27 protein-coding genes are annotated in these 22785 nt (G+C 62.1%); 12 read left to right on the top strand and 15 right to left on the bottom strand.

Features of this window, described 5'->3' with window-relative positions; all coding sequences use genetic code 11:
* Window positions 1-10: 10 nt before the first annotated feature.
* Entirely contained in the window at window positions 11-736 is a 726-nt protein-coding gene (gene phbB / locus QJT82_RS13700) for an acetoacetyl-CoA reductase (protein WP_028339975.1), read from the bottom strand.
* 162 nt (window positions 737-898) lie between these two features.
* Here phbB and QJT82_RS13695 point away from each other — a divergent pair, with 162 nt between their 5' ends.
* From QJT82_RS13695 to hemN, 6 genes are all read left to right on the top strand, one after another.
* Window positions 899-1735: a universal stress protein gene (locus tag QJT82_RS13695; protein ID WP_028339974.1), complete on the top strand. Its 837-nt coding sequence runs from the start codon at window positions 899-901 to the stop codon at window positions 1733-1735.
* A 65-nt stretch (window positions 1736-1800) separates the two neighbouring features.
* A complete protein-coding gene (locus tag QJT82_RS13690; RefSeq protein ID WP_028339973.1) occupies window positions 1801-2106 on the top strand; it encodes a c-type cytochrome in 306 nt (101 codons plus the stop codon).
* Between the two features lie 62 nt (window positions 2107-2168).
* On the top strand, window positions 2169-2891 hold the full coding sequence (locus QJT82_RS13685; RefSeq protein WP_028339972.1) for a CBS domain-containing protein: 723 nt from the start codon (window positions 2169-2171) through the stop codon (window positions 2889-2891).
* 19 nt (window positions 2892-2910) lie between these two features.
* Entirely contained in the window at window positions 2911-3075 is a 165-nt protein-coding gene (locus QJT82_RS13680) for a hypothetical protein (protein ID WP_155258421.1), read from the top strand.
* 188 nt (window positions 3076-3263) lie between these two features.
* The gene (locus tag QJT82_RS13675) at window positions 3264-3941 is read left to right on the top strand and encodes a helix-turn-helix domain-containing protein (protein ID WP_028339971.1); all 678 of its coding nucleotides are present in this window, start codon (window positions 3264-3266) and stop codon (window positions 3939-3941) included.
* Window positions 3942-3996: 55 nt separating this feature from the next.
* Complete coding sequence (gene hemN / locus QJT82_RS13670; RefSeq protein ID WP_028339970.1) at window positions 3997-5349, top strand: oxygen-independent coproporphyrinogen III oxidase; 1353 nt, start codon at window positions 3997-3999, stop codon at window positions 5347-5349.
* Between the two features lie 28 nt (window positions 5350-5377).
* On the opposite strand, the gene QJT82_RS13665 is transcribed toward hemN, so the two are convergent.
* A complete protein-coding gene (locus QJT82_RS13665; RefSeq protein WP_244980968.1) occupies window positions 5378-6601 on the bottom strand; it encodes an OpgC domain-containing protein in 1224 nt (407 codons plus the stop codon).
* A gap of 137 nt (window positions 6602-6738) precedes the next feature.
* On the opposite strand from QJT82_RS13665, the gene QJT82_RS13660 reads away from it, so the two are divergent.
* Entirely contained in the window at window positions 6739-7464 is a 726-nt protein-coding gene (locus QJT82_RS13660) for a CBS domain-containing protein (RefSeq protein ID WP_051447789.1), read from the top strand.
* Window positions 7465-7846: 382 nt separating this feature from the next.
* Here the strand turns inward: QJT82_RS13660 and QJT82_RS13655 are convergent, their stop codons facing one another.
* Complete coding sequence (locus QJT82_RS13655) at window positions 7847-8011, bottom strand: hypothetical protein (protein WP_172646738.1); 165 nt, start codon at window positions 8009-8011, stop codon at window positions 7847-7849.
* Between the two features lie 256 nt (window positions 8012-8267).
* Between QJT82_RS13655 and mgtA the strand changes: the two genes are divergently transcribed.
* Window positions 8268-10877 carry a magnesium-translocating P-type ATPase gene (gene mgtA / locus QJT82_RS13650; protein WP_264641788.1) on the top strand — a complete coding sequence of 870 codons (2610 nt, stop codon included), beginning with the start codon at window positions 8268-8270 and terminating at the stop codon, window positions 10875-10877.
* Between the two features lie 369 nt (window positions 10878-11246).
* On the opposite strand, the gene QJT82_RS13645 is transcribed toward mgtA, so the two are convergent.
* From QJT82_RS13645 to QJT82_RS13625, 5 genes are all read right to left on the bottom strand, one after another.
* Entirely contained in the window at window positions 11247-11507 is a 261-nt protein-coding gene (locus QJT82_RS13645; RefSeq protein WP_028339966.1) for a hypothetical protein, read from the bottom strand.
* 16 nt (window positions 11508-11523) lie between these two features.
* Complete coding sequence (locus tag QJT82_RS13640) at window positions 11524-11736, bottom strand: DUF2892 domain-containing protein (protein ID WP_028339965.1); 213 nt, start codon at window positions 11734-11736, stop codon at window positions 11524-11526.
* Window positions 11737-11981: 245 nt separating this feature from the next.
* Window positions 11982-12803 (bottom strand): universal stress protein, encoded by an 822-nt coding sequence (locus QJT82_RS13635; protein ID WP_028339964.1) that lies wholly within the window; start codon window positions 12801-12803, stop codon window positions 11982-11984.
* Between the two features lie 113 nt (window positions 12804-12916).
* A complete protein-coding gene (locus QJT82_RS13630) occupies window positions 12917-13207 on the bottom strand; it encodes a hypothetical protein (protein WP_129964731.1) in 291 nt (96 codons plus the stop codon).
* Between the two features lie 84 nt (window positions 13208-13291).
* Complete coding sequence (locus QJT82_RS13625) at window positions 13292-13663, bottom strand: carboxymuconolactone decarboxylase family protein (protein WP_028339962.1); 372 nt, start codon at window positions 13661-13663, stop codon at window positions 13292-13294.
* 276 nt (window positions 13664-13939) lie between these two features.
* Between QJT82_RS13625 and QJT82_RS13620 the strand changes: the two genes are divergently transcribed.
* Window positions 13940-14644, top strand: a complete 705-nt coding sequence (locus QJT82_RS13620; protein WP_028339961.1) for a CBS domain-containing protein — start codon at window positions 13940-13942, stop codon at window positions 14642-14644.
* The gene (locus tag QJT82_RS13615; protein ID WP_028339960.1) at window positions 14580-14768 is read left to right on the top strand and encodes a BON domain-containing protein; all 189 of its coding nucleotides are present in this window, start codon (window positions 14580-14582) and stop codon (window positions 14766-14768) included. The genes QJT82_RS13620 and QJT82_RS13615 overlap by 65 nt, the downstream gene beginning before the upstream one ends.
* Before the next feature lie 62 nt (window positions 14769-14830).
* On the opposite strand, the gene QJT82_RS13610 is transcribed toward QJT82_RS13615, so the two are convergent.
* The 4 genes from QJT82_RS13610 to QJT82_RS13595 all read right to left on the bottom strand — a co-directional run bounded on the left by QJT82_RS13610 (window position 14831) and on the right by QJT82_RS13595 (window position 18065).
* A complete protein-coding gene (locus QJT82_RS13610; RefSeq protein ID WP_028339959.1) occupies window positions 14831-16219 on the bottom strand; it encodes an MBL fold metallo-hydrolase in 1389 nt (462 codons plus the stop codon).
* The gene (locus tag QJT82_RS13605) at window positions 16216-17223 is read right to left on the bottom strand and encodes an LOG family protein (protein WP_051447788.1); all 1008 of its coding nucleotides are present in this window, start codon (window positions 17221-17223) and stop codon (window positions 16216-16218) included. The genes QJT82_RS13610 and QJT82_RS13605 overlap by 4 nt, the downstream gene beginning before the upstream one ends.
* Window positions 17216-17404, bottom strand: coding sequence for a hypothetical protein (locus tag QJT82_RS13600; protein WP_129964714.1), 189 nt, complete (start codon window positions 17402-17404; stop codon window positions 17216-17218). The genes QJT82_RS13605 and QJT82_RS13600 overlap by 8 nt, the downstream gene beginning before the upstream one ends.
* Before the next feature lie 199 nt (window positions 17405-17603).
* Window positions 17604-18065, bottom strand: a complete 462-nt coding sequence (locus QJT82_RS13595; RefSeq protein ID WP_018268815.1) for a CBS domain-containing protein — start codon at window positions 18063-18065, stop codon at window positions 17604-17606.
* Window positions 18066-18421: 356 nt separating this feature from the next.
* Between QJT82_RS13595 and QJT82_RS13590 the strand changes: the two genes are divergently transcribed.
* Both QJT82_RS13590 and QJT82_RS13585 read left to right on the top strand, forming a co-directional pair.
* Window positions 18422-18691, top strand: coding sequence for a LysE family transporter (locus QJT82_RS13590; RefSeq protein ID WP_051447787.1), 270 nt, complete (start codon window positions 18422-18424; stop codon window positions 18689-18691).
* Between the two features lie 132 nt (window positions 18692-18823).
* On the top strand, window positions 18824-19261 hold the full coding sequence (locus QJT82_RS13585) for a hypothetical protein (RefSeq protein ID WP_028339957.1): 438 nt from the start codon (window positions 18824-18826) through the stop codon (window positions 19259-19261).
* On the opposite strand, the gene QJT82_RS13580 is transcribed toward QJT82_RS13585, so the two are convergent.
* The 3 genes from QJT82_RS13580 to QJT82_RS13570 all read right to left on the bottom strand — a co-directional run.
* Entirely contained in the window at window positions 19262-20524 is a 1263-nt protein-coding gene (locus QJT82_RS13580; protein ID WP_264641787.1) for an IS66 family transposase, read from the bottom strand.
* A complete protein-coding gene (locus QJT82_RS13575; RefSeq protein ID WP_264641786.1) occupies window positions 20503-20883 on the bottom strand; it encodes a hypothetical protein in 381 nt (126 codons plus the stop codon). Before QJT82_RS13575 ends, QJT82_RS13580 begins: the two co-directional genes overlap by 22 nt.
* A gap of 123 nt (window positions 20884-21006) precedes the next feature.
* Window positions 21007-22785 (bottom strand): recombinase family protein (locus tag QJT82_RS13570; RefSeq protein ID WP_281446642.1); only part of this gene is annotated, 1779 nt, incomplete at its 5' end.

The raw sequence follows: 22785 nt of genomic DNA, 5'->3' as shown, positions 1-22785 counted from the left end.
TCTCTCCCCTTCAGCACATGTGTTGACCGCCATTGATCGACAGCGTCGATCCGGTGATGAACCCTGCTTCGTCGGCGGCAAGAAACGCGACGGCACGGGCAATCTCCTCCGGCTGCCCCAGCCGCCCGACCGGAATCTGCGGTAGAATGGAGTTCTGCATGACATCGGTCGGCACCGCGGCCAGCATCTCGGTGTTGATATAACCGGGACAGATCGCATTGACCGTGATTCCGAACCGCGCGCTTTCGAGCGCGAGCGCACGGGTGAAGCCGAGCTCGGCGGCCTTCGCCGCGGCATAGTTCGTCTGGCCGATCTGGCCCTTCTGCCCATTGATCGACGAGATGTTGATGATCCGTCCGAACTTGCGCGCCCGCATGCCCTCGATGAGGGGTCGGCACATGTTGAACAGCGAATCGAGATCAGCTCGGATCACCGCGTCCCATTGCTGCTTGGTCATTCGATGCAGTGTAGCGTCGCGCACGATACCGGCGTTGTTGACCAGGATGTCGATCGGGCCCAGCGCCGCCTCCACCTCGCGGATGCCGGCTGCACAGGCCTGGAAGTTCGCGACATCCCATTGGAACACCGGAATTCCGGCCTGATCCTGAAACGACCAGGCGGCCCCGGCATTTCCGGCATAGCAGGCCGCAACCCGGCATCCGGCAGCAACGAGGGCACGCGAGATCGCTGCGCCAATTCCTCTGCTTCCACCCGTAACCAATGCGACGCGCGCCATGCCGGCTCCTCCAAGCTGGGCACAACATTTGCGCGAATTACACGCTCGATGAATTGATCTCGCTCAATCTGAATCCCCGACCGCGCATGAGGCAGATCAAATTGGCCCGCCTCGATCCGTGCTTTGGTGGCACTTGCTCTTCCACCTCTTTGGAGAACGGCCATGTTCAAGAACATCCTGGTCCACATCCCGACGGAGCTGTCGCCACGTCCCGCGGTCGACGGATCGGTTTCGCTCGCGCTCGGCACCGGCGCGCACCTCGACGCAATGGCGATCGGCTACGAGACCGCCAGCGTACCGTTCGTCGTTGAAGGCGGCGCGGCGGTCGCCTCACTGTTCGAGGCTGAACATGAGCAGGCCCTCGAACGCGCCGAGGTTGCGCTGCGCGTCTTCGATATCGAGGCACGTAATGCGGGGATATCCTACGCGACCCGCGCCGTGGGTGCGCTCCCCATCGATGCTCGGGAGATGATCTGCGCGAGCGCGCGACTGCATGACCTGACCGTGGTGGTGCAACCGCTGGGCGAATACAACAGCTACGACAACGTGATCCCTCGGGAGTTATTGTTCCAGGCCGGCGGTCCCGTCCTGTTCATGCCCTACACGTTCCATGGCGCGTTCTCGGCGAAGCGAATCGGGATCTGCTGGGACGGCAGCCGGCTCGCCGCCCGCGCTCTCCACGACGCAATGCCGCTACTGCGCGCAGCCGATGCTCTCGCCGTCATCACCATCGATGGCGTTGATCCGATCCCTTCAGAATGCTCCACCGACCATCTGGTGCGCTATCTTGCAAAGGAGGGGCTTCCGGCCAAGATCACGTCGTTGCCGGCGTCCAAGTCCGAGGTTCAGTCGATCCTGCTGTCGATCGCGGCGGATGAGAGCCTCGACCTTCTAGTGATGGGCGGATACGGCCATTCCCGCCTGCAGGAAATCCTGCTCGGCGGCGTGACGCGCGACATGCTGCGTGCGATGACCGTCCCGGTCCTGATGTCCCACTAAGCGCGAGGCGTCTGGTGAAACATCCTGCCAGTCCACTTCGGCATCATGTCGCTCGCGGCCTCGTCATCCTCGGCACGATCTGCGCCGCACTGACTCCTGCTGCCGCCGACCAGGAACAAGGTCGTCGCCTTGCGCAACTCTACTGCGCCCGCTGCCATTCAATCGACCGGGTAAGCCCGAGCCCGCTGAGGATAGCACCTCCGTTCCGGACATTGCACGAACGCTATCCGGTCGAGATGCTGCAGGAATCGCTGGCGGAAGGGATCGTCACCGGCCATCCGACCATGCCCCAGTTCAGCTTCGAGCCGGACCAGGTGGGCGACTTCATTCTGTTCTTGAAATCTCTCGAGCGGGGCCAAGCGGACCGTTGAGCCAGGTCAATGCGCGGAACGCACAAAGCCTCATTGTTCAAGCTTCAACACGGAGGTCCGACATGCGTGCGCATCAGATAATGACCAGGCATATCATCGCCGTCAGTCCGCACACGAAGATCCTGGATGCGGCCAATATCATGCTGCGATGTCACCTCAGTGGTCTGCCGGTGATGGACGAAGACGGCACGCTCAGGGGCATGGTGTCCGAGGGAGATTTCCTGGAGCGCGCCGAGATCGGCACAGGACACAAGCGCTCGGCATGGCTGGAACTGTTCACCGGCGTGGGTCGCGCTGCGACCGATTTCGTGCACGAACGCGGCCGCAAGGTTGAGGACGTCATGACCACGACCCCGATCACCGTCGATGAGCAGGCGCCGCTCGACGAGATCGTGCATCTGATGCACAAGCACGGCGTGAAGCGGGTGCCGGTTGTGAAGGGCAAGACCATGGTCGGAATCGTCACCCGGGCGGACATCCTGCAGGCCGTCGCATCGCTGGCGCGCGAAGTTCCCGATCCGACCGCCGACGACAGCCATATCCGTGAACGGATTCTGCGCGAAATCAACGCCACCGGCTGGCGGCCGGCCGGCTTCCAGGTCTGGGTACGCAACGGCGCCGTGCATCTGCACGGCCTGATCTTCGATGAACGAGCTCGCCAGGCCGCGATCGTCCTCGCCGAGAATACCTCGGGCGTCAGGGAAGTCCGCGATCATCTATGCTTCGTCGACGGCTACTCCGGCTACTACGTGCAATCGCCGGAAGACGTCAAGGCGGCTAGCTGATCAGATCGAGGAGGCCAACATGGCAATCAGTACACTGCTTGTCGTCACAGCCGTCTGTCTCATCTTCGCGATCTTTGCGCTCGTGCTCGCCGTGACCGATCGCAGCACGACGCGCTGGCTTCGGGAACAGGACGGGAATGGAGCCAGCACACGCGCTGCCTATCCCGATAAGAACGGGACCTAGCAGCGCTTTTTGCCTCGCGCGCCGAGACACTGATGTCTCGCCGTGCGGCCACCGTTTATTGCTCTGCATTCCCGGAGCTACGTACAAATACGTAAGTGGCTTCTACTTAGGGGAAATATCCAAATTTCCCGATCCACGAGATGCGATCAATCTGCCTCCATCGATCTTCCCATTCATGGAGCGTCGCCATGCAGACCCAGAACGCCATTTCTTTCGAGAACAGCCATCACCCGACCAGCATCCTCAGCCGGCAGGCGCGCGTTGAAGGACCCTTCGGCATGGTTGGGACGCCGATGCGGTTCGCCCGCAACAGCGAAATTTACGGCGAGGACGAGGCCGCGGAATACCTCTATCAGGTCGTTTCCGGCGCCGTCCGAACCTACAAGATTCTGGAAGACGGACGTCGCCAGATCGGCGCATTCTATCTGCCCGGGGATATTTTCGGCTTCGAGGCCGGCGAGACCCATATCTCCTCGGCCGAGGCCGTCTCCGAGACGCGGGTCATCGTGGTCAAGCGCGCCGCGCTCATGGTCCGTGCGACCCACGAAAAGGATCTGGCACGCCAACTCTGGGATGCGACGGCCCAGGAACTGCGTCGCTTCCAGGAGCATCTGATGCTGCTGATCTGCAGCGCTGAAGATCGTGTCGTCGGCTTCCTCCACGACATGGCGCGCCGCGCCGTCAAGAATGCGGCGATCGAGCTTCCGATGTCGCGGCAGGATATCGCCGACTATCTCGGTCTGACGATCGAAACGGTGTCACGCACCTTCACCCAGCTCGAGCAGAACGGCGTGATCTCCCTTCCGACCTCGCGTCGGGTGGAACTGCGCAACCGCGCGATATCGAACCGGAACATGGCGGCGTAAGCGAAGGGCGTGCCAGGCTTCGATAATCGGCCGCAAGTGAGAGGCAAAGAATAGCATGCGGTCGAACCTGGCGATCACCTATGGGCAGGACAGGCTCCCGCGCTACACCAGCTACCCCACGGCTCCGCATTTTTCTGCGGCGGTCGGCGACGTTGATTACGGGGCATGGCTCAAGTCAGTTCCAGCTCGGCGGCCAGCCTCGATCTATCTGCATGTGCCGTTTTGCCGGTCGATGTGCTGGTACTGCGGGTGCCACACCTCCATCACCAGCCGCGACGAACCGGTCGTCGTTTACGCCGCCGGCCTTCGCACCGAAGCGCATCTCGTTGCGGAAGCGGTCGGTCAGCGATTGCCCGTCTCCCACATCCATTTCGGTGGCGGCACTCCGACGATCATGACGCCAGAAGCCTTTGCCGACCTCGTCAGCGCGCTACGCTACTCGTTCTTCGTGCAGCCCGACGCCGAGATCGCCGTCGAGATCGATCCACGCACCCTGACCGAGCCGATGGCGGAAGCATTGGGCTACAGCGGCGTCAACCGCGCGAGCCTTGGCGTCCAGAGCTTCGATCCTGTCGTCCAGCACGCCATCAATCGGTCGCAGAGCCTTGAGCAGACCGCGGAAGCGGTCGAGCGGCTGCGCCGTGCCGGCGTCGGCCGCATCAACTTCGACCTGCTCTACGGCCTGCCCGCTCAGACTGTCGCTTCCTGCCTGGATACCGTCGACACATGCGTCGCGCTGCGGCCCGACCGGTTTTCCGTGTTCGGATACGCCCATATTCCCTCCTTCAAGAAGCACCAGCGCATGATCGACGGGGCGTCGCTGCCGGATAGCCTCGAGCGGCATCGTCAGTCCGAGGCAGTCGCGCAGGCGCTGACCGACGCCGGATACATCCGCATCGGCCTCGACCATTTCGCGCTCCCCGGCGACAATCTGGCCATCGCAAAGCGCGAGGGCCGGCTGCGGCGTAACTTCCAGGGCTACACGGACGATTCTGCCGAGACCCTGATTGGTCTCGGCGCCAGCGCAATCGGCCGCGTGCCGCAGGGCTTCGTGCAGAATGCAGTCGCGACACGCGACTACCTTGCGCGCATCGCCGAGGACCGGCTTGCCACCGTCAAGGGCTACATGCTGACGGCGGAGGACCGTTTCCGAGCCGACATCATCGAGCGCATCATGTGCGACATGGCCGTCGACCTGCCGGGAATGTGCCGCCGGCACCGCTGGGATCCTGGTTCGGCCGTCGTCGATCGTTCCCGGCTCGACAGGCTGATCGCGGACGGCGCGGTGACGATGAGAGGTGACCGGCTCCTGATCAACGATGATGCGGAGTTCCTGGTCCGAAGCGTCGCCTCGGCGTTCGACGCTCACCTTGGTCGCGCCACGAACCGGCATAGCCGAGCGGTCTAGATTCCGACCGGCGGAACCGGTCCGCCGTCTACAGCAGTTTCGGATGTTGGCGGCTTCGTTTACCGATCCAGGCCAGGCATGTCGCAAACAGAACGAGCGCCGCGATCCCTGCGGCGCTCGTCAGAAACTGCGCCGCAATGCTGTCGGACACTTCGATGAGATACAAACTCGCCAACAGGGAGAGCACGACAGCTGCACAATAGGTTTCGAGCGAACGCTCGCCGCAACGAATTGCGCCCCTCAGGCCGCCCCTGGCAAGTCCTCGCCAATTCGGCGGCACGAACCTCGCCACGACGACGGCAATTGCCAGAAAATGCAGGAGCCGCAGCGGGTCCAGATCCGGCTTGTCGATCGGATAGATCAACCGCGCAATATAGCTGGGAACCGCGGCCGCCAATGGCTCGATCTGCCAGCTCAATGTGATCACAAGACCAAAGCCGAGGTACGCTATCGCAAGTGCGACGACGGGCCACGACGCGATTTTCCGCCCAAACATTCGATAGCCCCGGATCGCCCACCACGCCCCGAGAACGACCAGAAGCTGCCAGGCAAACGGATTGAAGTACCACAGATTGACCGGCCACTGCGGCAAGTTCCAGCCGTACAATTGGACCAGCGCATAGAGGAACGCGGAGATCAGCAGGGACGCACCAGGAAACTTCGATATTCCCCAGAGGGCAGGCGCAAACGATAGATGAAACAGCACGAAGGTCGGCAGGACATCCGTATTTACGGGGCGATACATCAGGATGGCGGCGTGGGCCAGCGCAGCACCCGGCTCTTGCAGCAGGATCTTCACGTTGGCTTCGTCCGCCAGCCGGTTGCTGCCTGAGCTGTACGCAACGATGGCAAGCGCGATGGTCAGGATGAGAAAGGCCGCATAGATCTCCCAGCTTCGCAGCAGCGTATGTGCGAGGACTGTAGCCCACCCATCGCGACGGCGGACGCTGCTGTAGCTCAGCGCACATGTCACGCCGGACACGAACATGAAGACTTCGGTCGCATCGCTGAAGCCATAATGGCGCAAGGTCAACCAGCTGAAGACATTCTTGGGGATGTGATCGAGGAAGACGCACCAGAGCGCAAGACCTCGGCATAGATCCAGCCGGAGATCGCGGTCCAAAGGCACGCTGTCGTCCTTCCCGGGATGAACGGTCAGGAGCGCGGGGTTCCGGTGAAGACTCTTGCCGTTCAAGGGACCGGTCGAACAGTCAGAAAGCATGAGACCATTACCAGCTGTCGGCTTGCCCATTGCCTGCCGCACTGTTTAACATATCAGCGCAGTTGCACGACCGTCCGATTGATAAGGATCAACACACGTTGTTCCTTCCGAGAGTTAGCTGGATCAGTTCGAGTCGGAGGATCTACGCTGTGCGCGTACGGGAGATCATGTCACGGAACGTCATCACAATCGATGGCGATGCATCGGTGATCGATGCCATCAAGACCATGCTGTCCCATCACATCAGTGGCCTTCCTGTCATCGATCAAGACGGAGCGCTCATCGGAATCCTGTCGGACGGAGATTTCATCCGGCGCGTGGGAGTTGGAACGGAGAAGCGCCGCGGCCGCTGGCTTGCGATGCTCGCGGGCACGAACCAGGTTGCACTCGACTTCGCGCGCCAACATGGCCGCAAGGTCAGTCAGATCATGTCGCCCGACCCAATCACCGTCGAGGAGGACACATCGCTTGAGCAGGTCGTCCAGCTCATGGAATCGCACGGCGTCACGCGATTCCCGGTCATGCGCGATAGGATGGTCACGCGCACGGATTTCATGACGGCAATCGCAAGGCTTCGCCTCGAATGGTCTTCCATTTCCGGCAATGACGATCAGATCCGTGCGTCGGTCATTGCGGCATTTGCGCATGCGCCTTGGCGACCCGCTGCACTGGACGTCAGCGTAAATGACGGGATCGTCAGCCTACGCGGCAGCATCCGGAGCGATAATGCGCACAAAGCAGCGATCGTTGCTGCGGAAAACGTCTCGGGCGTGAAGCGGGTCGAAGACCAACTGGTAAAAATGGCCTACCCGCCGGCGGAAGAGGACTATGGCGGCGGCGACTTTGTCTCGTTAGAGCAAGAGCCTTCGACCGAAGACGATCAACCCTTGTAAGCATGCAAAGGCGCCGATGATCGCGCCAATGGCGCCTGCCTTGCATCGACAGACTATGCGCCAGTCCCTAGACGAGATAGATCGCCTCCCGGTGAATTTCCTTGCCCGACCCGTCGATGACCACAACGTGACGATCGACGTTGCCAGCCGGCTCCTCGGTTCGAATCCTGCTTCCTGTGCGTGATCGCAGCGGCGGCGTTCAGAAACTCCAGTCCGATCCGATCACGGACCGGAACACCATCCTGCGGGTCTCCGATCGCGGCCCGCCCAAAGAAGCCGGCAGCTTAGGCCAGCCGGCAGCTTCAGTGGGGCTGCTCTACGCAGTTAGGGGATCTGCGCATCCAAGCAAAGCAGATTGCCCGGGCATCGGACTTGATCTGCATCAATCCGGCCTGCGATCTTCTGCCGTGCCTTGAGACGCAATCTGTCTCGCTTCTTCATCGGCCAACAGCTTGAGCACGACCTTGCGTTCCTCGTCCGTCAGCTGTGGATCTGCAAGCTTTTTCCTGAACAAGGCCAGGTTCTCGTCGTGAATAAATCGCTCCATGGGACAGCGTTTTCTACCCATTCGCGTGCTTTGAAAGAGTAATCCTAGCCGCGCACACGCTGGCCAGCAAGCAGCGGCTGTGGCTCGACCCGGCCCCGCCTGCCTTGGAGCGAGAATTTCCTCGCTTTGCCCGAGACTTACCTCGCCAGGGAGACGGGTCGCACACCGCCCCGAGTCGCTTGAGCCGCATCAACCTCGCACCTACGAGGCTGCAGTATGATTTGCTGCCAATTCTTTCCAGCAGCGCGAGATTCTCATGCCGCTCAAGCCGCCCGCGTATGGGCCTGCCGTTGAAGCGTTCTGGCGGGAGCCGGCCGATGCGCTGTTGTGCAGGCTCGACACCCAGCGGTGCGGTCTGCGCCAACAGGAGGCCGAAAAGCGGCTCGCCCGGATCGGCCCAAACCTCGCAGAGCCATCGGGCACGCGATCGATCCTGCAGAAGATCGTACATCGTCTGGTCAACCCGCTGATTGCCATCCTGATCGTGGCGGCGGCCGTGTCGGGCTTCAGCGGCGACCTCGCGAGCTTTGTGATCATCACGCTCGTGGTGGGCCTGTCACTGACGCTGGATATCGTGCAGGAGCACCGCGCGGAGGTCGCCGCCGATGCGTTGCGACGCTCGGTTGCCATCCAGGCCGATGTCATTCGCGATGGCGCAATCGTCGCGTTGCCGGTGAGCGAACTCGTGCCCGGAGACGTCGTGGAGCTGCGGACCGGCGACCTCGTGCCGGCCGACGGGGTCGCGCTCATGGCCCGCAATTTCCAGCTGAACGAGGCCCTGATGACCGGCGAGCCGTTTCCTGCCGCGAAGACGACGGAGCCATGCGCGACCAGTCAGCCTGCGGAAGCGAGCAATGCGCTGTTCGCCGGCACCAGCGTCGTTGGCGGCAACGGGGTCATGCTCGTCGTCGAGACTGGCCGCCGTACGCGCTTCGGCATGATCAGCGCCGAGCTGCTGGCGAACGATCCCCCAAGCGCCCTTGAGCAAGGTGTACAGAAGCTTGGCTTGCTCATCCTCAAGCTGACGCTTTTTTTGACGCTGTTCGTGTTGCTCGCCCACCTCGTGGCACATCGGCCGGCCATGGAATCATTCCTGTTTGCCGTCGCGCTCGCCGTCGGCCTGACGCCCGAGCTCTTGCCGATGGTGATGACGGTGACATTGGCGCGCGGAGCGCAGCGGATGGCGAAGCGGCAGGTGATCGTCAAGAGGCTGTCTGCTATCCACGATCTCGGTGCGATGGACACGTTATGCGTCGACAAGACCGGCACGCTGACAGAAGCCAAGATCACGCTCGCAGCACATTTCGATCCTGCGGGACGCCCCAGCGATCGGGTGCTCGAGCTGGCTCGATTGAACAGCGCCTTCCAGACCGGCATTCACAGCCCGCTGGATGAGGCGCTGCTTGCCGCAGACAGCCCGCCGGGCAGCAGCGCCTGGACCCGGCTCGCCGAGATTCCGTTTGACTTCGAGCGGCGCTGCCTCTCGGTCCTTGCGATGCGGGACAACGACCGGTTCCTGATCGTCAAGGGCGCGCCGGAAGCGATCATGGACCGCGCGGTTGCAGTCGAGGTCGACGGCTTGGCCCGGCCGCTGGATGACAGCCACCGTGCCGCGCTCGTTCGCCTGCAGGATGACCATGCCCGGCAGGGCTTTCGGCTGCTCGGCGTCGCCATCCGAACCATGGCGCCGGATCGGGCCAATGTTACGACCGCGGACGAAGCTGTCCTGACGGTGGTCGGTTTCTGCGCGTTCGCGGACCCTCCCAAGCGCGATGCGGCCGACTCGGTCCGAGACCTGAGGGCACGTGGCGTCGGCATCAAGGTGCTCTCCGGAGACCACCCTGCGGTGGTCGCGCATGTCGCGGATGCCGTCGGTCTTCCCTCCGGTCGTATCCTGACCGGCGGCGAGATCGCCAATCTGAGCGATCAGGCGCTCGCCGCGCAGATCGAGGACGTCGACCTGTTCGCCAGGATCGATCCCGAGCAGAAGAGGCGGATCATCCGGGCCTTGCGTCAACGCGGTCACGTCGTCGGCTTCATGGGCGACGGCGTGAACGACGCTCCGGCGATTCACGCCGCCCATGTCGGAATTTCCGTCGCCGGCGCGACCGAGGTGGCACGCGCGGCGGCGGACATGATCCTGCTGGCGCCGGATCTCTCGGTGCTGGGTGCGGGCGTGATCGAGGGACGACGAACGTTCGCAAACATCCTGAAATATGTCCGGATGGGAACCAGCTCGAATTTCGGCAACATGCTATCGATGGCGCTGGCATCCATTGCCCTGCCGTTCCTGCCGCTGTTGCCGCTGCAGATTCTCCTGAACAACCTGCTCTACGATCTCTCCGAGACCGGCATTCCGTTTGACGAGATCGATGAGGAGGATGTCGAGAGACCCCAATCATGGAACATGGCTGATATCCTGCGGTTCACGTTCGTCATGGGCTCGATTTCATCGCTGTTCGACGTCGCAACTTTCACCATTCTCCTGAAGGTCTTCCATACTGATGCCGCCGCGTTCCAGACCGGCTGGTTCCTGGAATCGATCGCTACGCAGATCCTCGTGATCTTCCTGATCCGCTCGCGGCGGCCGCCGTGGCGCGCCAGCCGCCCGCACCTCATCCTGGGGTTGGGCTCGCTGGGCGCGCTTGCTTCAGGGATCTTCCTGGCCCTGGGACCGTTCGGTTCCTTGTTCGGTTTCGCGGACCTGCCGCCTGTGCTGCTAGGCGCGATCACGCTGATAACGCTCGGCTACCTCGTCATGGCGGAGACCGGAAAGCGCCCTGCTCTTCCAGCCGCTACATATGAGCCAAATCGCGCTGCGCTGAGGCGACAATATCCTGCCAAGGGTACCGCACTGAATGGATGACCTACGGCGCTCACATCAACCGAACCGTGGACCGGAGTTGATTCGCATCAAGGTCTTTCGTCCCTGGAATGCGATCGTTGTGCTGGTACAGTGCACGGCTTTGCCCACAAATGGATCGATCACGACAACGGAACGAACTGAGACTTGGCGACGCGAGCGATAGGCATGCTCACGCCATTCCAAGCCTTACATCGATGCCGACGGTCAATCAGCTTCGACGCCGGAAGCGTCGGAGCGATCCGACTGTCTCATGGTACGGCCGTGTGCTCATCGTTGGGACATTACTGGTCGCCGCCGGCTGGGAGATCTTCCAGCTGCTTCTGACCATCATCACTCTCGACTGAAGGTCTCGTTGAGCGGAATTCCAGTTCAGGTGGAAATTGAAGGCCCGTCCTGCACCAGTTCGGCTGAACCATACGCGTCGGGGGTCGACTTTCGGAAGTACACCGAATCTTCGCGCGGAACGCTCACGCAACGATGCTTCCTGGCAAACTGTGCGGCCTTGGCGGCAGCGACCTCGTTGATCCCAAACAACCGCTCATAATCACGATCAGAGATTCTCAAGACAGCGCCTGCGCCGAGGCGATCGAGTCGCGATCGCAACTCGACAAGGGTGAGATTCTTATTCATTAATCTTGTCAGATCTCTAGATCGAGTTGGACGTCTGCCGAGTGTTGATTCCCAGCCATGTGTAGAGCGGACAGTAAGAGAAGAACGCTGTCGCGATCAGGACGCATCCGAGAGTCCCGGCGACCAGCCATCCCGCTCCAAGGGAGCCGTCCTTCAGGGTATATGCGATCACGGCCAGACCGATGATGATCCGGGCGTACTGATCAATGAGTCCGACGTTGCGTGTCATGGCAATCTGCCTCCTTCGATGCCGCTCCATTTTGAACGCACTCCGGCTCCCGGCCCTTGATCGTGATCAATTCACGCGGCGCAGATCGCCAACCAGCACCATTGGCACTTCGCCGCGATTGTCGATTTGTCGAACCTCAGACGGCAGAGCTGCTCCGACGCGCACCGAGCGGCACTAAACGGCCATGGCGACCGCAAGACCAACATCCTCAGATGCCACCGTCACCGCGCCCTGGAACGGCTGGTCTAATGCGACATCAGCAGGCAGATTGGAGCCTGCTGCAGCAAGCCCCGCGTCATGCCGCCGAACATCCATTCACCGAGCCGGCTATGTCCATAGCCTCCGGTGACGATGAGGTCGGCGCCTTCGCTCTTTGCCAGTCTGACAAGGTACCCTGCGTCCGGCTCGGCCGTGTGGACGCGAACGTCGAACTGGCAATTGACGCTGTGCCGTTCGAGATAGCTCGCGACATCGCGCAAGCGGCGGGTCGCTGCGTCCTGCTCGTCCGACGTGCAGATTTCGGCGACGGTCACTTTGGAAGCCCGGGTCAGGAAGGGCAACGCGTCCCGAATCGCCAGACGCGCCTCGCGGGTGTCCTTCCACCCGACGACGATGCGATCGGCGGACAAGCCGGTTACGCCTTCCGGCACCGACAGCGTGGGACGACCCATCCGCAGGATGGCCTCGGCCGAATCGAGGTAATGGAAATTGTAGGACTGGGCCTTCCGGCGCTTGAAGACAACCAGATCTGCCGCCCTCGCCTGCTCCGCGAGAAACGCGGTGGGGGATTCCAGCGCCCACCGCCACTCCAATTTGTGACGCTCCCGACCCGTGATCTTCCCGAACCATTCGCCCTTCGCCGCGAGATCGGCCCGCATCCGCCTGACGTCATCTTCGGTCGTCTGCTCGATGATCACCCCTTCGGCGACGAAGGGCGGATCGATGGCGGAAGCTGAGACGCCGATCATCGATGCGTGAAACTTGTCCGCAATCCCTTCGGCGACGCGAATCTGTCCCTCGTCCTGCTGCTGAGGGTCGACATAAACCATGACATTGGCCAAAAACATGTGTCTGCTCCACCAAGCTAAAATGATCATGTATTGCCGCGTATGGCGGCGCTGCCTACGTTGAGCCAGCTCAAGCTCGCCTCGGTCCCCTAAGCTCTACGTCTGCCGTCCGCCTAATCTCGATCCTGCCCGACGCTGCGGGCCGAGCGGGCGAGCGCCTCATATCCGGCCGCGATCTTCATGAAATGATCGCGAGTCGCCTGGTCCTGATGTCGCGCGGCCTGCCGCTTCGTCCGCTCGGCGCGGGACGCCCAATATGAAGCGTCGTCCTGAGGCTTTCGGGCACGCGGCTTCTTCTGCGCCACCTCATCGGCATTCTTCGCCGCCTGACGTGGCTGCGCAACGGTGACGGCTCCATTCCCGTGTTGCTGCGGCAGCCGCCGCTTGCCATCTCCAGAGCACATCGCACCAAACTCCCGGCTATCGAAGGAGGACAGCTCCGGTCCCTTCCAGCAGTTCGCCAACGCCCCACGGCGCGTGGCGTCGGATCAATCCATCGCCGGCTCGGAAACCACCGCGCGCTCCTGAAACTGGTCGTAAGCTTGCAACGCGTCGGCGGCATACATCAAGGACGGTCCGCCGCCCATGTAGACCGCCAATCCGAGCGTCTCCTCGACCTCCTTGCGGCTGACCCCAAGCTTGACCAGGGCCTCGGCGTGGAAGCCGATGCAGCCGTCGCAGTGCGCGGCAACGCCCAGCGCGAGCGCGATCAATTCCTTGGTTCGGGCATCGAGCGCGCCATTTCTGGTGGCCGCCTGCGCCATGGCCGAGAACGCTCGCATGGTTTCAGGAATGCCCTTGCGCAACTGGCCCAGATTGTTGGAGATGTGCTTGCAGATGTCGGCATAGTCCTTTTGCATGCGACCCTCGGTCTTCGCTATTCAAACGGTCCAGGAAAGGGCGGCTCCGCCGACGGGGATGCAACGGCGAACGCCGCCCTTCATCCAACGCAGCCGGCAACACGATCTGGCCTCTATGAAGGACGTGCGTGTTCGGCCTGCAAGGACCCGCACTTTGTAACCCGGTGATCGCGCGTGACATTTGCGCCAGATCAAACCGCACCCAATTTACCGCTTGCGTCAGATCAACGCGTCCCACCGCATCTGGAGTTAGGCTGAACACCACGAGACATTCGGATGTACGCGCACCAGATCATGGCTCGCAAGGTGCCCTCGACAACGCCGGACAGCACCATCCTCGACGCGGCAAACATCATGCTTCGGCACCATGTGAGCGGGCTACCGGTGGTCGATCGCGACGGCGCGATCGCCGGCATCGTCACCGAAGGCGATTTTCTTCATCGCAGCGAGATCGGCACCGAGCGGAAGCGCAACTGGTTGATGACCTTCATTCTCGGACCGGGAAAGTGGGCCGAGGACTACGTGTCCGAGCATGGACGCAAGGTCTCTGAGATCATGACGCGTGCGCCGGTCACCGTGGCCGAGGATGCGCCGCTGACGACGCTCGTCGAACTGATGGAGAAAAACAACGTCAAGCGGCTGCCGGAGATTCGCGACGGCAAACTTGTCGGCATTATCACCCGCAGCAACCTGCTGCGAACGGTGGCGAGTCTTGCACGCGACGTACCTGATCCGACCGAAAACGACGACCAGATCCGGCAGCGCATTCTGGACGAGATCGAACGCAACGCCTGGTGCCCGCTTGGACTCAGCGTCATCGTTCGGGACGGCATCGTCCACTTGAGCGGGGCACACGAAATCCCGGATCCAACCGCGGACGACTACCATATCCGTGACCGTATCGTCCGACAGATCGATGGTGATCGTCCGCAACGGCGTTGTCCATCTGCATGGCATCGCCACCAGCGACCATGCGCGTGAGGCAACCATCGTGGCCGCGGAGAACACCGCCGGCGTCAAGAAGGTGTACGATCACCCCTGCTTCGTGGATACCTATACCGGCCTCTACGTCGAATCTCCCAGGGACGTGAAGGCTGCGAGCTGAAGCAACCAGCAGCTCAGAATGATTGTTTGGCTCGCATTGTCCGGCTCGCCTTCGCGGGCCATCTAGAGATCAAACACGTCGCCCAGGCGCGGCAGCTCGACCCGCCGTCCCTCCAAGTGCGCAGCGAGCGCCTGCATTGCGGGCTCTTCGCCATGGACCAGGAACGTTGCTTCGCATCCCTCGATCGCGCGTCGCCATGCCAGCAGCTCCTGCTGGTCCGCGTGCGCGGAAAATCCGTTGATCGTGTAAATCGTGCTGCGAACCGCAATGTCTTCGCCGAACAGCCGCACGGACTTGGCCCCATCGATGATCTGCCGCGCGATCGTTCCCGCGGCGGCGTATCCGACGAATACGATCGCCGATTCCTTGCGCCAAATATTGTGCCTGAGGTGATGGCGAATTCTGCCGCCCGTGCACATCCCGGACCCGGCCATGATGACGGCGCCGCCGGTTATCCTGTTGATGGCAACCGAATCGGCGCTCTCGCGGACCAGACGCAGGTTTGCCGGATGCAGCGGATCCCGCCCTTCGCGAAACATGGAGGCAGCCTCGGAGCTGAGCCATTCGGAATGCCGCTTGAATATTTCGGTCGCCGAAATCGCCATCGGCGAGTCCAGGAAGATCTGCATGGCCGGCGGCAGCCTGCTCCGCTCTAGCCCCTGACGCAGGACATAGAGGATCTCCTGGGCGCGCTCGAGCGCGAAGGTCGGGATGATGACGTTGCCGCCGCGGGCCAGCGTGCCGCTGATCGCGCCGTAAAGCTCCTCGATCGAGTCTTTCGGCGGCCGATGGCGCCTGTCTCCATACGTCGATTCCATGACGACAACGTCGGCGCGAGCGGGAGGGCTCGGCAACCGCAGCAGCGGACGACCGGCGTTGCCGAGATCGCCCGAGAACAAGACCGAACGTGTGCGGCCGTGCTCGGCAGCCTCGATCAGGATGCTCGCAGAGCCCAGGATATGGCCGGCATCGAAGAAAGTTGCGCGAAGTCCCTCCGCGAGCTGTAACGGCTGTCCATATTCAGCCGTCCTTCCAAACCGGTCGAAGCACTCGAGCGCGTCGACGACGGTGTAGAGCGGCGACGGCGCTTCTTCTTCCCCCCGCCTGCGCCACTGGCGGGCTCTCCGCTGCGCGTCTTCTTCCTGGAGATGCGCAGCATCGACCAGCACGAGGCGGGCCAGCTCGCGACTGGCCGCAATCGTGATCACTTCACCGCTGAACCCTCGCTTCGCGAGCAATGGAATCCTGCCGCAGTGGTCCAGGTGGGCATGGGTCAGCAGGACATAGTCGATGGTTGCAGGATCGAACCCGAAGGCGGCGACGTTCTCTTCCACCAGGTCGCGGCTTCCCTGGAAAAGACCGCAATCGATCAGAATGCGTTGGTTCAGGCATTCGACCAGGTGACAGGACCCGGTCACCGCGCGATCGGCGCCATGAAAGGATAACTTCACGATCTACCCTCTTGACTGATCGACTTGCCCCGTGAGGCGCCATCTCCGATCGGCAGAAGCGGGCGGCCGGCCGTCTCGTACCACCGCAGAATGCCATGCCAGGCTTCCTCGGCGGACTCTGCAAACCAAAACAGGCCCCTGTCTTCCGGATCGATGACACCCTCGCCGACCAGGAAGTCCGGATCAAACGCGCGACGCCAGTACGACTCGCCGACCAGCACGACCGGCACCGGCGCGATCTTTCGGGTTTGCGCCAACGACAGCACTTCGAACAGCTCGTCCATCGTGCCAAAGCCGCCCGGGAATGCCACCAGCGCGCGGGCGCGCATCAGGAGATGCAATTTGCGCATCGCAAAATAGTGGAACCTGAAGCAGAGCTCGGGCGTGACATATGGGTTAGGGTCCTGCTCCTTCGGCAGGGTAATGTTCAGTCCGATCGATTGGGCCCCGACATCGTGCGCGCCCCTGTTAGCTGCTTCCATGATGCCCGGCCCACCGCCGGTCATGATCATGAGGCGGCCACCGATGGCCTTTTCGCTCGCGGCACCGACGATCTGTCCGAACTCGTGTGCGATTCCGTAATACTTGGTCTTCGCCGCAAGGCTCCGTGCCGTCTTGAGACGGCGCTGCAAGCCGCCATCGTCGGGATTCAACGCGAGCGCATCGGCTATCGATGCGACGGTCCGGCGCGCCGCCTGCGCCTCGCAAATGCGAGTGCTGCCAAAGACAACGATCGTATGAGCGATCTGATGCTCCCGGAGCAGGGTCTCCGTCTTAAGGAAATCGAGTTGGAGGCGAATGCCGCGTGTGGCTTCGCTCTGCGGGAAATCTTCGTCCTGATTCGCCTCCCGATAGCTTGGCGATTGCAGGATGCTGCGCAGATCGCCAAGCGCACGGCCGTCCTCTTCGGCGCCGTTGGGCTGCCCACCCGGGAGTACCACAGCCCTGTCGACATGGTGAGCCGGCTTCGGGCTCGGACGAGTCGATGGCAGATCGTCAGTCATGCGCCGGCCCGCCGTCCGCCTCGGAGGATGTGAGCGCCGCATCGTGCTTCAGGGCCTCACGAACCTCGTCATCCTCCAACGCATCCAGTAGCCAGCGGTGATCGGTCGGCTTCGACCTACCAATATCTGCTTCAAAATTCACCGGTTGCTTGACGGCCGGCAACTTCATTCGGTCAGTCATGGCGAACCTCGTCGGCATTCGATGGGCATTGCCTAGCATCCGCAATCGGCTGCACGGGCGCCTTGAGCAGGGTCAATTCAGGGATTTCTTTGATGGCAAGGCGCCAACCTGAGCCTAGTTTCTCGCCGCTGTTACGCTCAACCGGAAGCGCGTCCGGATCAATCGCACGCTCCGCAATCGCCTGCCGGGGTCTTCCGCGTCAGTTACCCTCGGATCGCGCGAGTATCCGCTCAAGCGCGGTGATCAGCTGCACACGTCCAACGATGCCGACGACACGCATACCCCGGAGCACCATGACTTGCGATATCTGATGCTTGTCCATTTCGACCACGATCTCGTCCACAGTCGCGCATTCGTCGACGCAAACGGGCTTGCGGCTCATCACAGCGTCGACGCTCAGGGCCCGGGTCCGCTCGCGGACCAGCCGTCCCTCCTCTCTGCTCAACAGCCATTCGAGCCAAAATCCCTCTGGCCAATGCACGCCGAGTTCGCGACGGTGAAGGAAGTCTCCTTCAGAGATAACACCGATCAGCGCCCCTGAGCCATCGAGCACAGGCAAGCCGCGCTGGCCAGTTTCCAGCAAGAGACGAACGGCATCGAGCAATGGCGCGCCGGGTTTGATCGTCGAGAAAGACGTCCGCATGACATCCAAAGCCAACATGGCAACCTCCCCAGAGCTTCGTGTACGCGATGATCTGCCAGCATCATTCAAAAATGGAAGGCCAGGCTGATCTGGATCAAAAAGCCGTGCAGCTTTTGTAATCGCTGGTTTTCGCCTCAGGATCATTCGGCGAGCTGTCAGCTCATGTGGGAATCGCCGTCGAGGATGGGGCCGCTACCCTGATTGCCCACGTCGAATGCTACCTGCGGAAGCTCGCGGTCGTTGCGCCCTCTGTCGACTGCATTCATGTCAGCTCGGAATCGAGAGAGGCGGCATGACGCGGACAATTTGACCCAGATCAAGCCATCTGACCAACATCTAGGGCAACCCCGCCTCGGAAGCGCAGGGATCGATCCATGGGTGAAAACTCTCTCTTTGCTTTCGCACTCACGGTCACGCTCATCGAACTGACCCCGGGACCTAACATGGGCTATCTCGCGGTGCTGGCCGCGTCGGCCGGACGCAGGGCCGGTCTTGCCGCAACAGCCGGTGTTGCTTTCGGCTTGTTTGGAGTTGGGATCGCATCGTCGCTCGGCCTTGCAGCTATCGTGGCTGCCTCCAACCCGCTTTACGAAGCCCTTCGCTGGGCGCTCTACCTGCTTTGGCTTGCCTGGCAAGGATGGTGAGCGTCACGGGAAGCGCACCGTGCCGGGCCTTGACTCGCGCGGAATGCTCTGGATAGCGCGGTCGGGATGATTGACGCCGCAAGCACGCGGTGATGGGGTGATCCCGGTTCGGAGCGGGCAACGGGGATCAGAATGACCAGCGAGTCGCAGCTGCGCGAGAAGCTTCGGAAGATCGAGGCGTTGTTCGTGGGTGCGGGAACTGCTGGTGAGCGCCTTGCGGCGGAAGCCGCGCTGCGGCGGGTGCGTGCCCGGGTCGAGGAACTCGCTCGCCACGATCCACCGATCGAACAGCAATTCTCACTTCCCGACCAATGGTCGCGGCACCTGTTCTTGGCGCTTTGCCGTCGCTGCGGGCTGCGGCCGTTTCGTTATCACCGCCAGCGACGCAACACGGTGATGATCCGCGCGTCACGAGGCTTCGTCGACAAAGTGCTGCTGCCGGAGTTCACCGAGCTGGAGAGGGCGCTGCAAGTCTATCTGCACGAGGTGACGCTGCGTGTGATCCGCGAGGAGATCTATGACGACACCAGCGATGCGCAGGAAGTTCCAGATGCCCTGCCGTCGAACTGATCAGGCGGCGAGCTTTGCCGGCGAACTGTCGCGCTCGGCCTTCCAATTCCACGGCAGCAGCATGTGCAGCTGATTGATCTTGGTACGTCCGGAGACGATGCGCTCGAGAACATCGGTCAGATAGTGCCGCGGGTCGATGTCTTGCAGCTTTGCCGAGTTGATGAGCGAGGCGAGAATGGCCCATGTCTCGGCGCCGCCTTCACTGCCGGCGAACAAGTAGTTCTTCTTTCCCAGGCCTATCGGCTTGATGCTGCGCTCAACCGTATTGCTGTCTATTTCAATGCGTCCGTCGTCGATGAAGCGCGTCAGGCCGTCCCAATGGTTGAGGGTGTAGCGGATGGCTTTACCCAGACCGGACTTCTTCGAGACTTCCAGCAGCCGCGCCTCAAGCCAGGGTTTGAAGTCCTCGATCAACGGCCTGGTGTCGCTTTGCCGCATAGCAGCCCGATGCGCCGCCGGCAGACCGCGGATGCGATCCTCAATGGCGTAGAACATCGCGATCCGTCGCAGCGCTTCCGCGGCAATCGGCGACTTGGTCGCGACGTGAACGTCCCAGAACTTCCGCCGCGCATGCGCGAAGCAGAACGCCAGCTGCACCAGATGGCCGCCGTTCTTGATCAGGCCCTTGTAGGCGGCATAACCGTCGACCTGCAGGATGCCGTGGTAGTCCCCGAACAGCTGCTTGGCGCGGATCGCCTTGCGATCCTCGGCAAACATGTAGACCACCGCCGGCGGCGCCGGGCCACCCCACGGACGGTCATCGGTGGCGATCGCCCAGAACTGGCAGACTTTGGTCCGGCCACGGCCGGGATCGAGAACCGGCAGCGGCGTCTCGTCGGCAAACAGCCGCGGGTAGGACATCACTGTGTCGCGCAACAGCGTGTGAAGCGGCTTCAGCCACCAGGCGGCGCGCCCCATCCACGAGGCCAGCGTCTGCCGGTCGAGCGTGATGCCTTGCGCAGCGAACATCTGTTCCTGCCGATACAGCGGCAGCTGGTAGCCGTATTTCATCACCGCGATGTGGGCCAGCAAGGCTTCCGTCACCATCCCGCCGTCGATCGCCTGGGCCGGCGCGGGTTCCTGCAGCACACCCTGGCGGCATCCCCGGCAGCCGTACCGCGGACGCACTATGCGCTTGACCCGGTACTGCATCGGAATGACGTCGAAGGCTTCCTTGACGGTCTCCCCGATTTTGTGCAGCCGCTCGCCGCAGCAAGGGCAGATGTGGCTCTCGATATCGATCACGACGTCGATGCGCGGCAAATGCTCCGGAAGCTTCCCCCGGTTGCGTCGCGCCGGTCGCTTTCCACGGCCCTCCGCTCCGTCAGGCAGCCCGCCTCCGGTAACGTCGTCGTTGGACCAGCCGCCTGCGCCGTGATGGCGAAGAGAGGCAGCTGTCCGGGATCCAGTGTCTCAGAGCGGGGACCGAAGATCGTGCGCTTGTACTGGGACAGGATTATCTGGAGCTTGTCGTTCTCCTGGACCGCAGCGTCGCGTTGGGCAATCGCCGCATCACGCTCGGCCGCCAGCGTGCCGCATTCCGCCGACAACGCCGCAAGCCGTGACGACAGCGCCATCACGGCTTGTCGGAGCAATGCTGGATCAGAAGGCAAATCACTCATGCAGAGTGATTCTACAACAACTCCGCATGAGTGACGAACTACTCTTGATACGGATCAACCAGCTCGTGCTGGCTGATCCACAACCCGCATCGGCACACGCTTCCAGTCTGAGCCATCGAGCGACTATCCATGTGAATGCCCCTCCTCGTGAGGCTCAGTGATTCTGAGATCGAGATGATCGAGCTCGTGATTGCGGAGTTTTCGAACAGCCTCAATCACGCGCGACGTGTTGGAGAACAGGTGCGCGCCCGAAGGGTGACGATCGATCAAAAGACGGCCCTGCCTGATCTGAACGTACAGCCAGTTCACGGGAATGTTCAATACGCCGGCGAGTTCCTGTGCGCTGAGCAAATCGGGTGAATGCCGCCATCGCGTGCGTTGCTCGGTAAGCCCTTTGAGGCCGGCCTGGAAGCGAATGCGCTGGACAGTGATCGGCAGCACCCCGTCTGGGCATTTTGGTGACCGGTGTCCTTCGCCCGTCAATATGGCAGCGATCTCGTCGTCGTGCAGCTTGGTGCGGGCGAGCTCGAGGACGCGTTCTCGCATTTCCACGCCCTGCGTGAGATTCTCTACTGAATTGACGCGCACCTTTACCTCGATCTCGGTGACGGCTCCGCCGCGCCACACAATCCTCACCTTGACGAGGTCGTGCTCGCCACGATCGAGAATCACCTTGTCAATGAGACAGCGCAGCAGCGCCTTGCGTTTCGCGTCGGTCGTGCTTGAGTCCGTCCAGATCTCAGGCAGACGGCCGGAGAGGTGGACGACTTTGTCGTTCAGCGCCTTGTTGCCAAAGGTGATCTGAGCGATAGCCTGGGGAGACTTTAAACGGGCCAGGGTCTCCTCTGCCGCTCGAGCCTCCTTCAGAGCCGCCTCCCAACGGCGCTCGAGCTCGGCGGCGACGAGCCGGTTGTCGGGATCGACGCGGTTGAACTGACGTTCGGCGAGTGCTGCTTCGTAGCGTCGCCGCTCGAGCTGCTGCTCGGCATTGCTTCGTATTGCTTTGTACGTCTGCTGCTGAGCGCGACGAGCGCACGACAACGCGTCGATCTCGGCCGGCGCCAGCGCTGTAAGGAAGGCTTGCGCCACGGCGGCGTCGACGCGGGGAGCACGGATGTATTGGCACGCCGGCAACCCCTGATGTGAACGCAGGTGATTGCAGACGTATTCGGCGCGTCTCTTGTAGCGCGCGTACATCTTGTGACCGCATCTTCCACACCATGCGATGCCTTGCAGCAGTAGTTCGCCCTCACGTGGGGCCCCCCTCGTCTTGTTGCGCATGTATTCTGCTCGGTTGTCGCTGACGATGCCCCTGATCTTCTCGTAGCTTTGCCAAGCGATATAGGGAGGATAGCGGTCCTTGACGATGATCCGCCACTGCTCGATCGGCTTCGGCGCCTTCGTCGGTAATCTTCCCTCCGACGGTTTGCGCAGTCGTGTCCGTCCGTAAACGAAGGCGCCCGCATAGGCAGGATTCTTCAGAATCGCCGCGACCGCGGCTGTCGTCGCCCGCGCCCAATGCAGATCGCCGTGACGATCGCGGCGCGGCAGCTCCAGACCACGGTCGTTGAACTCACGCATGACCTTGGCAATGGTGCGCAGTTTCAGGAAGGTCTCGAACAGCAGCTCGAGCCGTTCCTGCACTTCCAGGTTCGGGTCCTTGACGACGACGCCAGAGGGATCGCGGACAAGGCCGATCGGTAAGGTGAGCGCAAGCTCGCCGCGCTCCGCCTTGGCAAGAAGACCAGCCGTCAATCGACTACGAATTGTATGGAGCTCGAGCTCCGATATCGTCCCCTTTAGGCCGAGCAGCAGTCGGCCATTCGCGCTGCCAGGGTCATAGACGCCATCACGGTCGGCGATGAGGCAGCCGTGCAGCCCGCAGATATCGAGCAGCGGATA

Origin of the sequence: Bradyrhizobium sp. Mp19, from assembly GCF_029952935.1 — a bacterium.
Lineage (GTDB): Bacteria > Pseudomonadota > Alphaproteobacteria > Rhizobiales > Xanthobacteraceae > Bradyrhizobium > Bradyrhizobium elkanii.
Note: the sequence above shows the minus strand (reverse complement) of the source record. Positions and strands in the feature narration are given on the sequence as shown.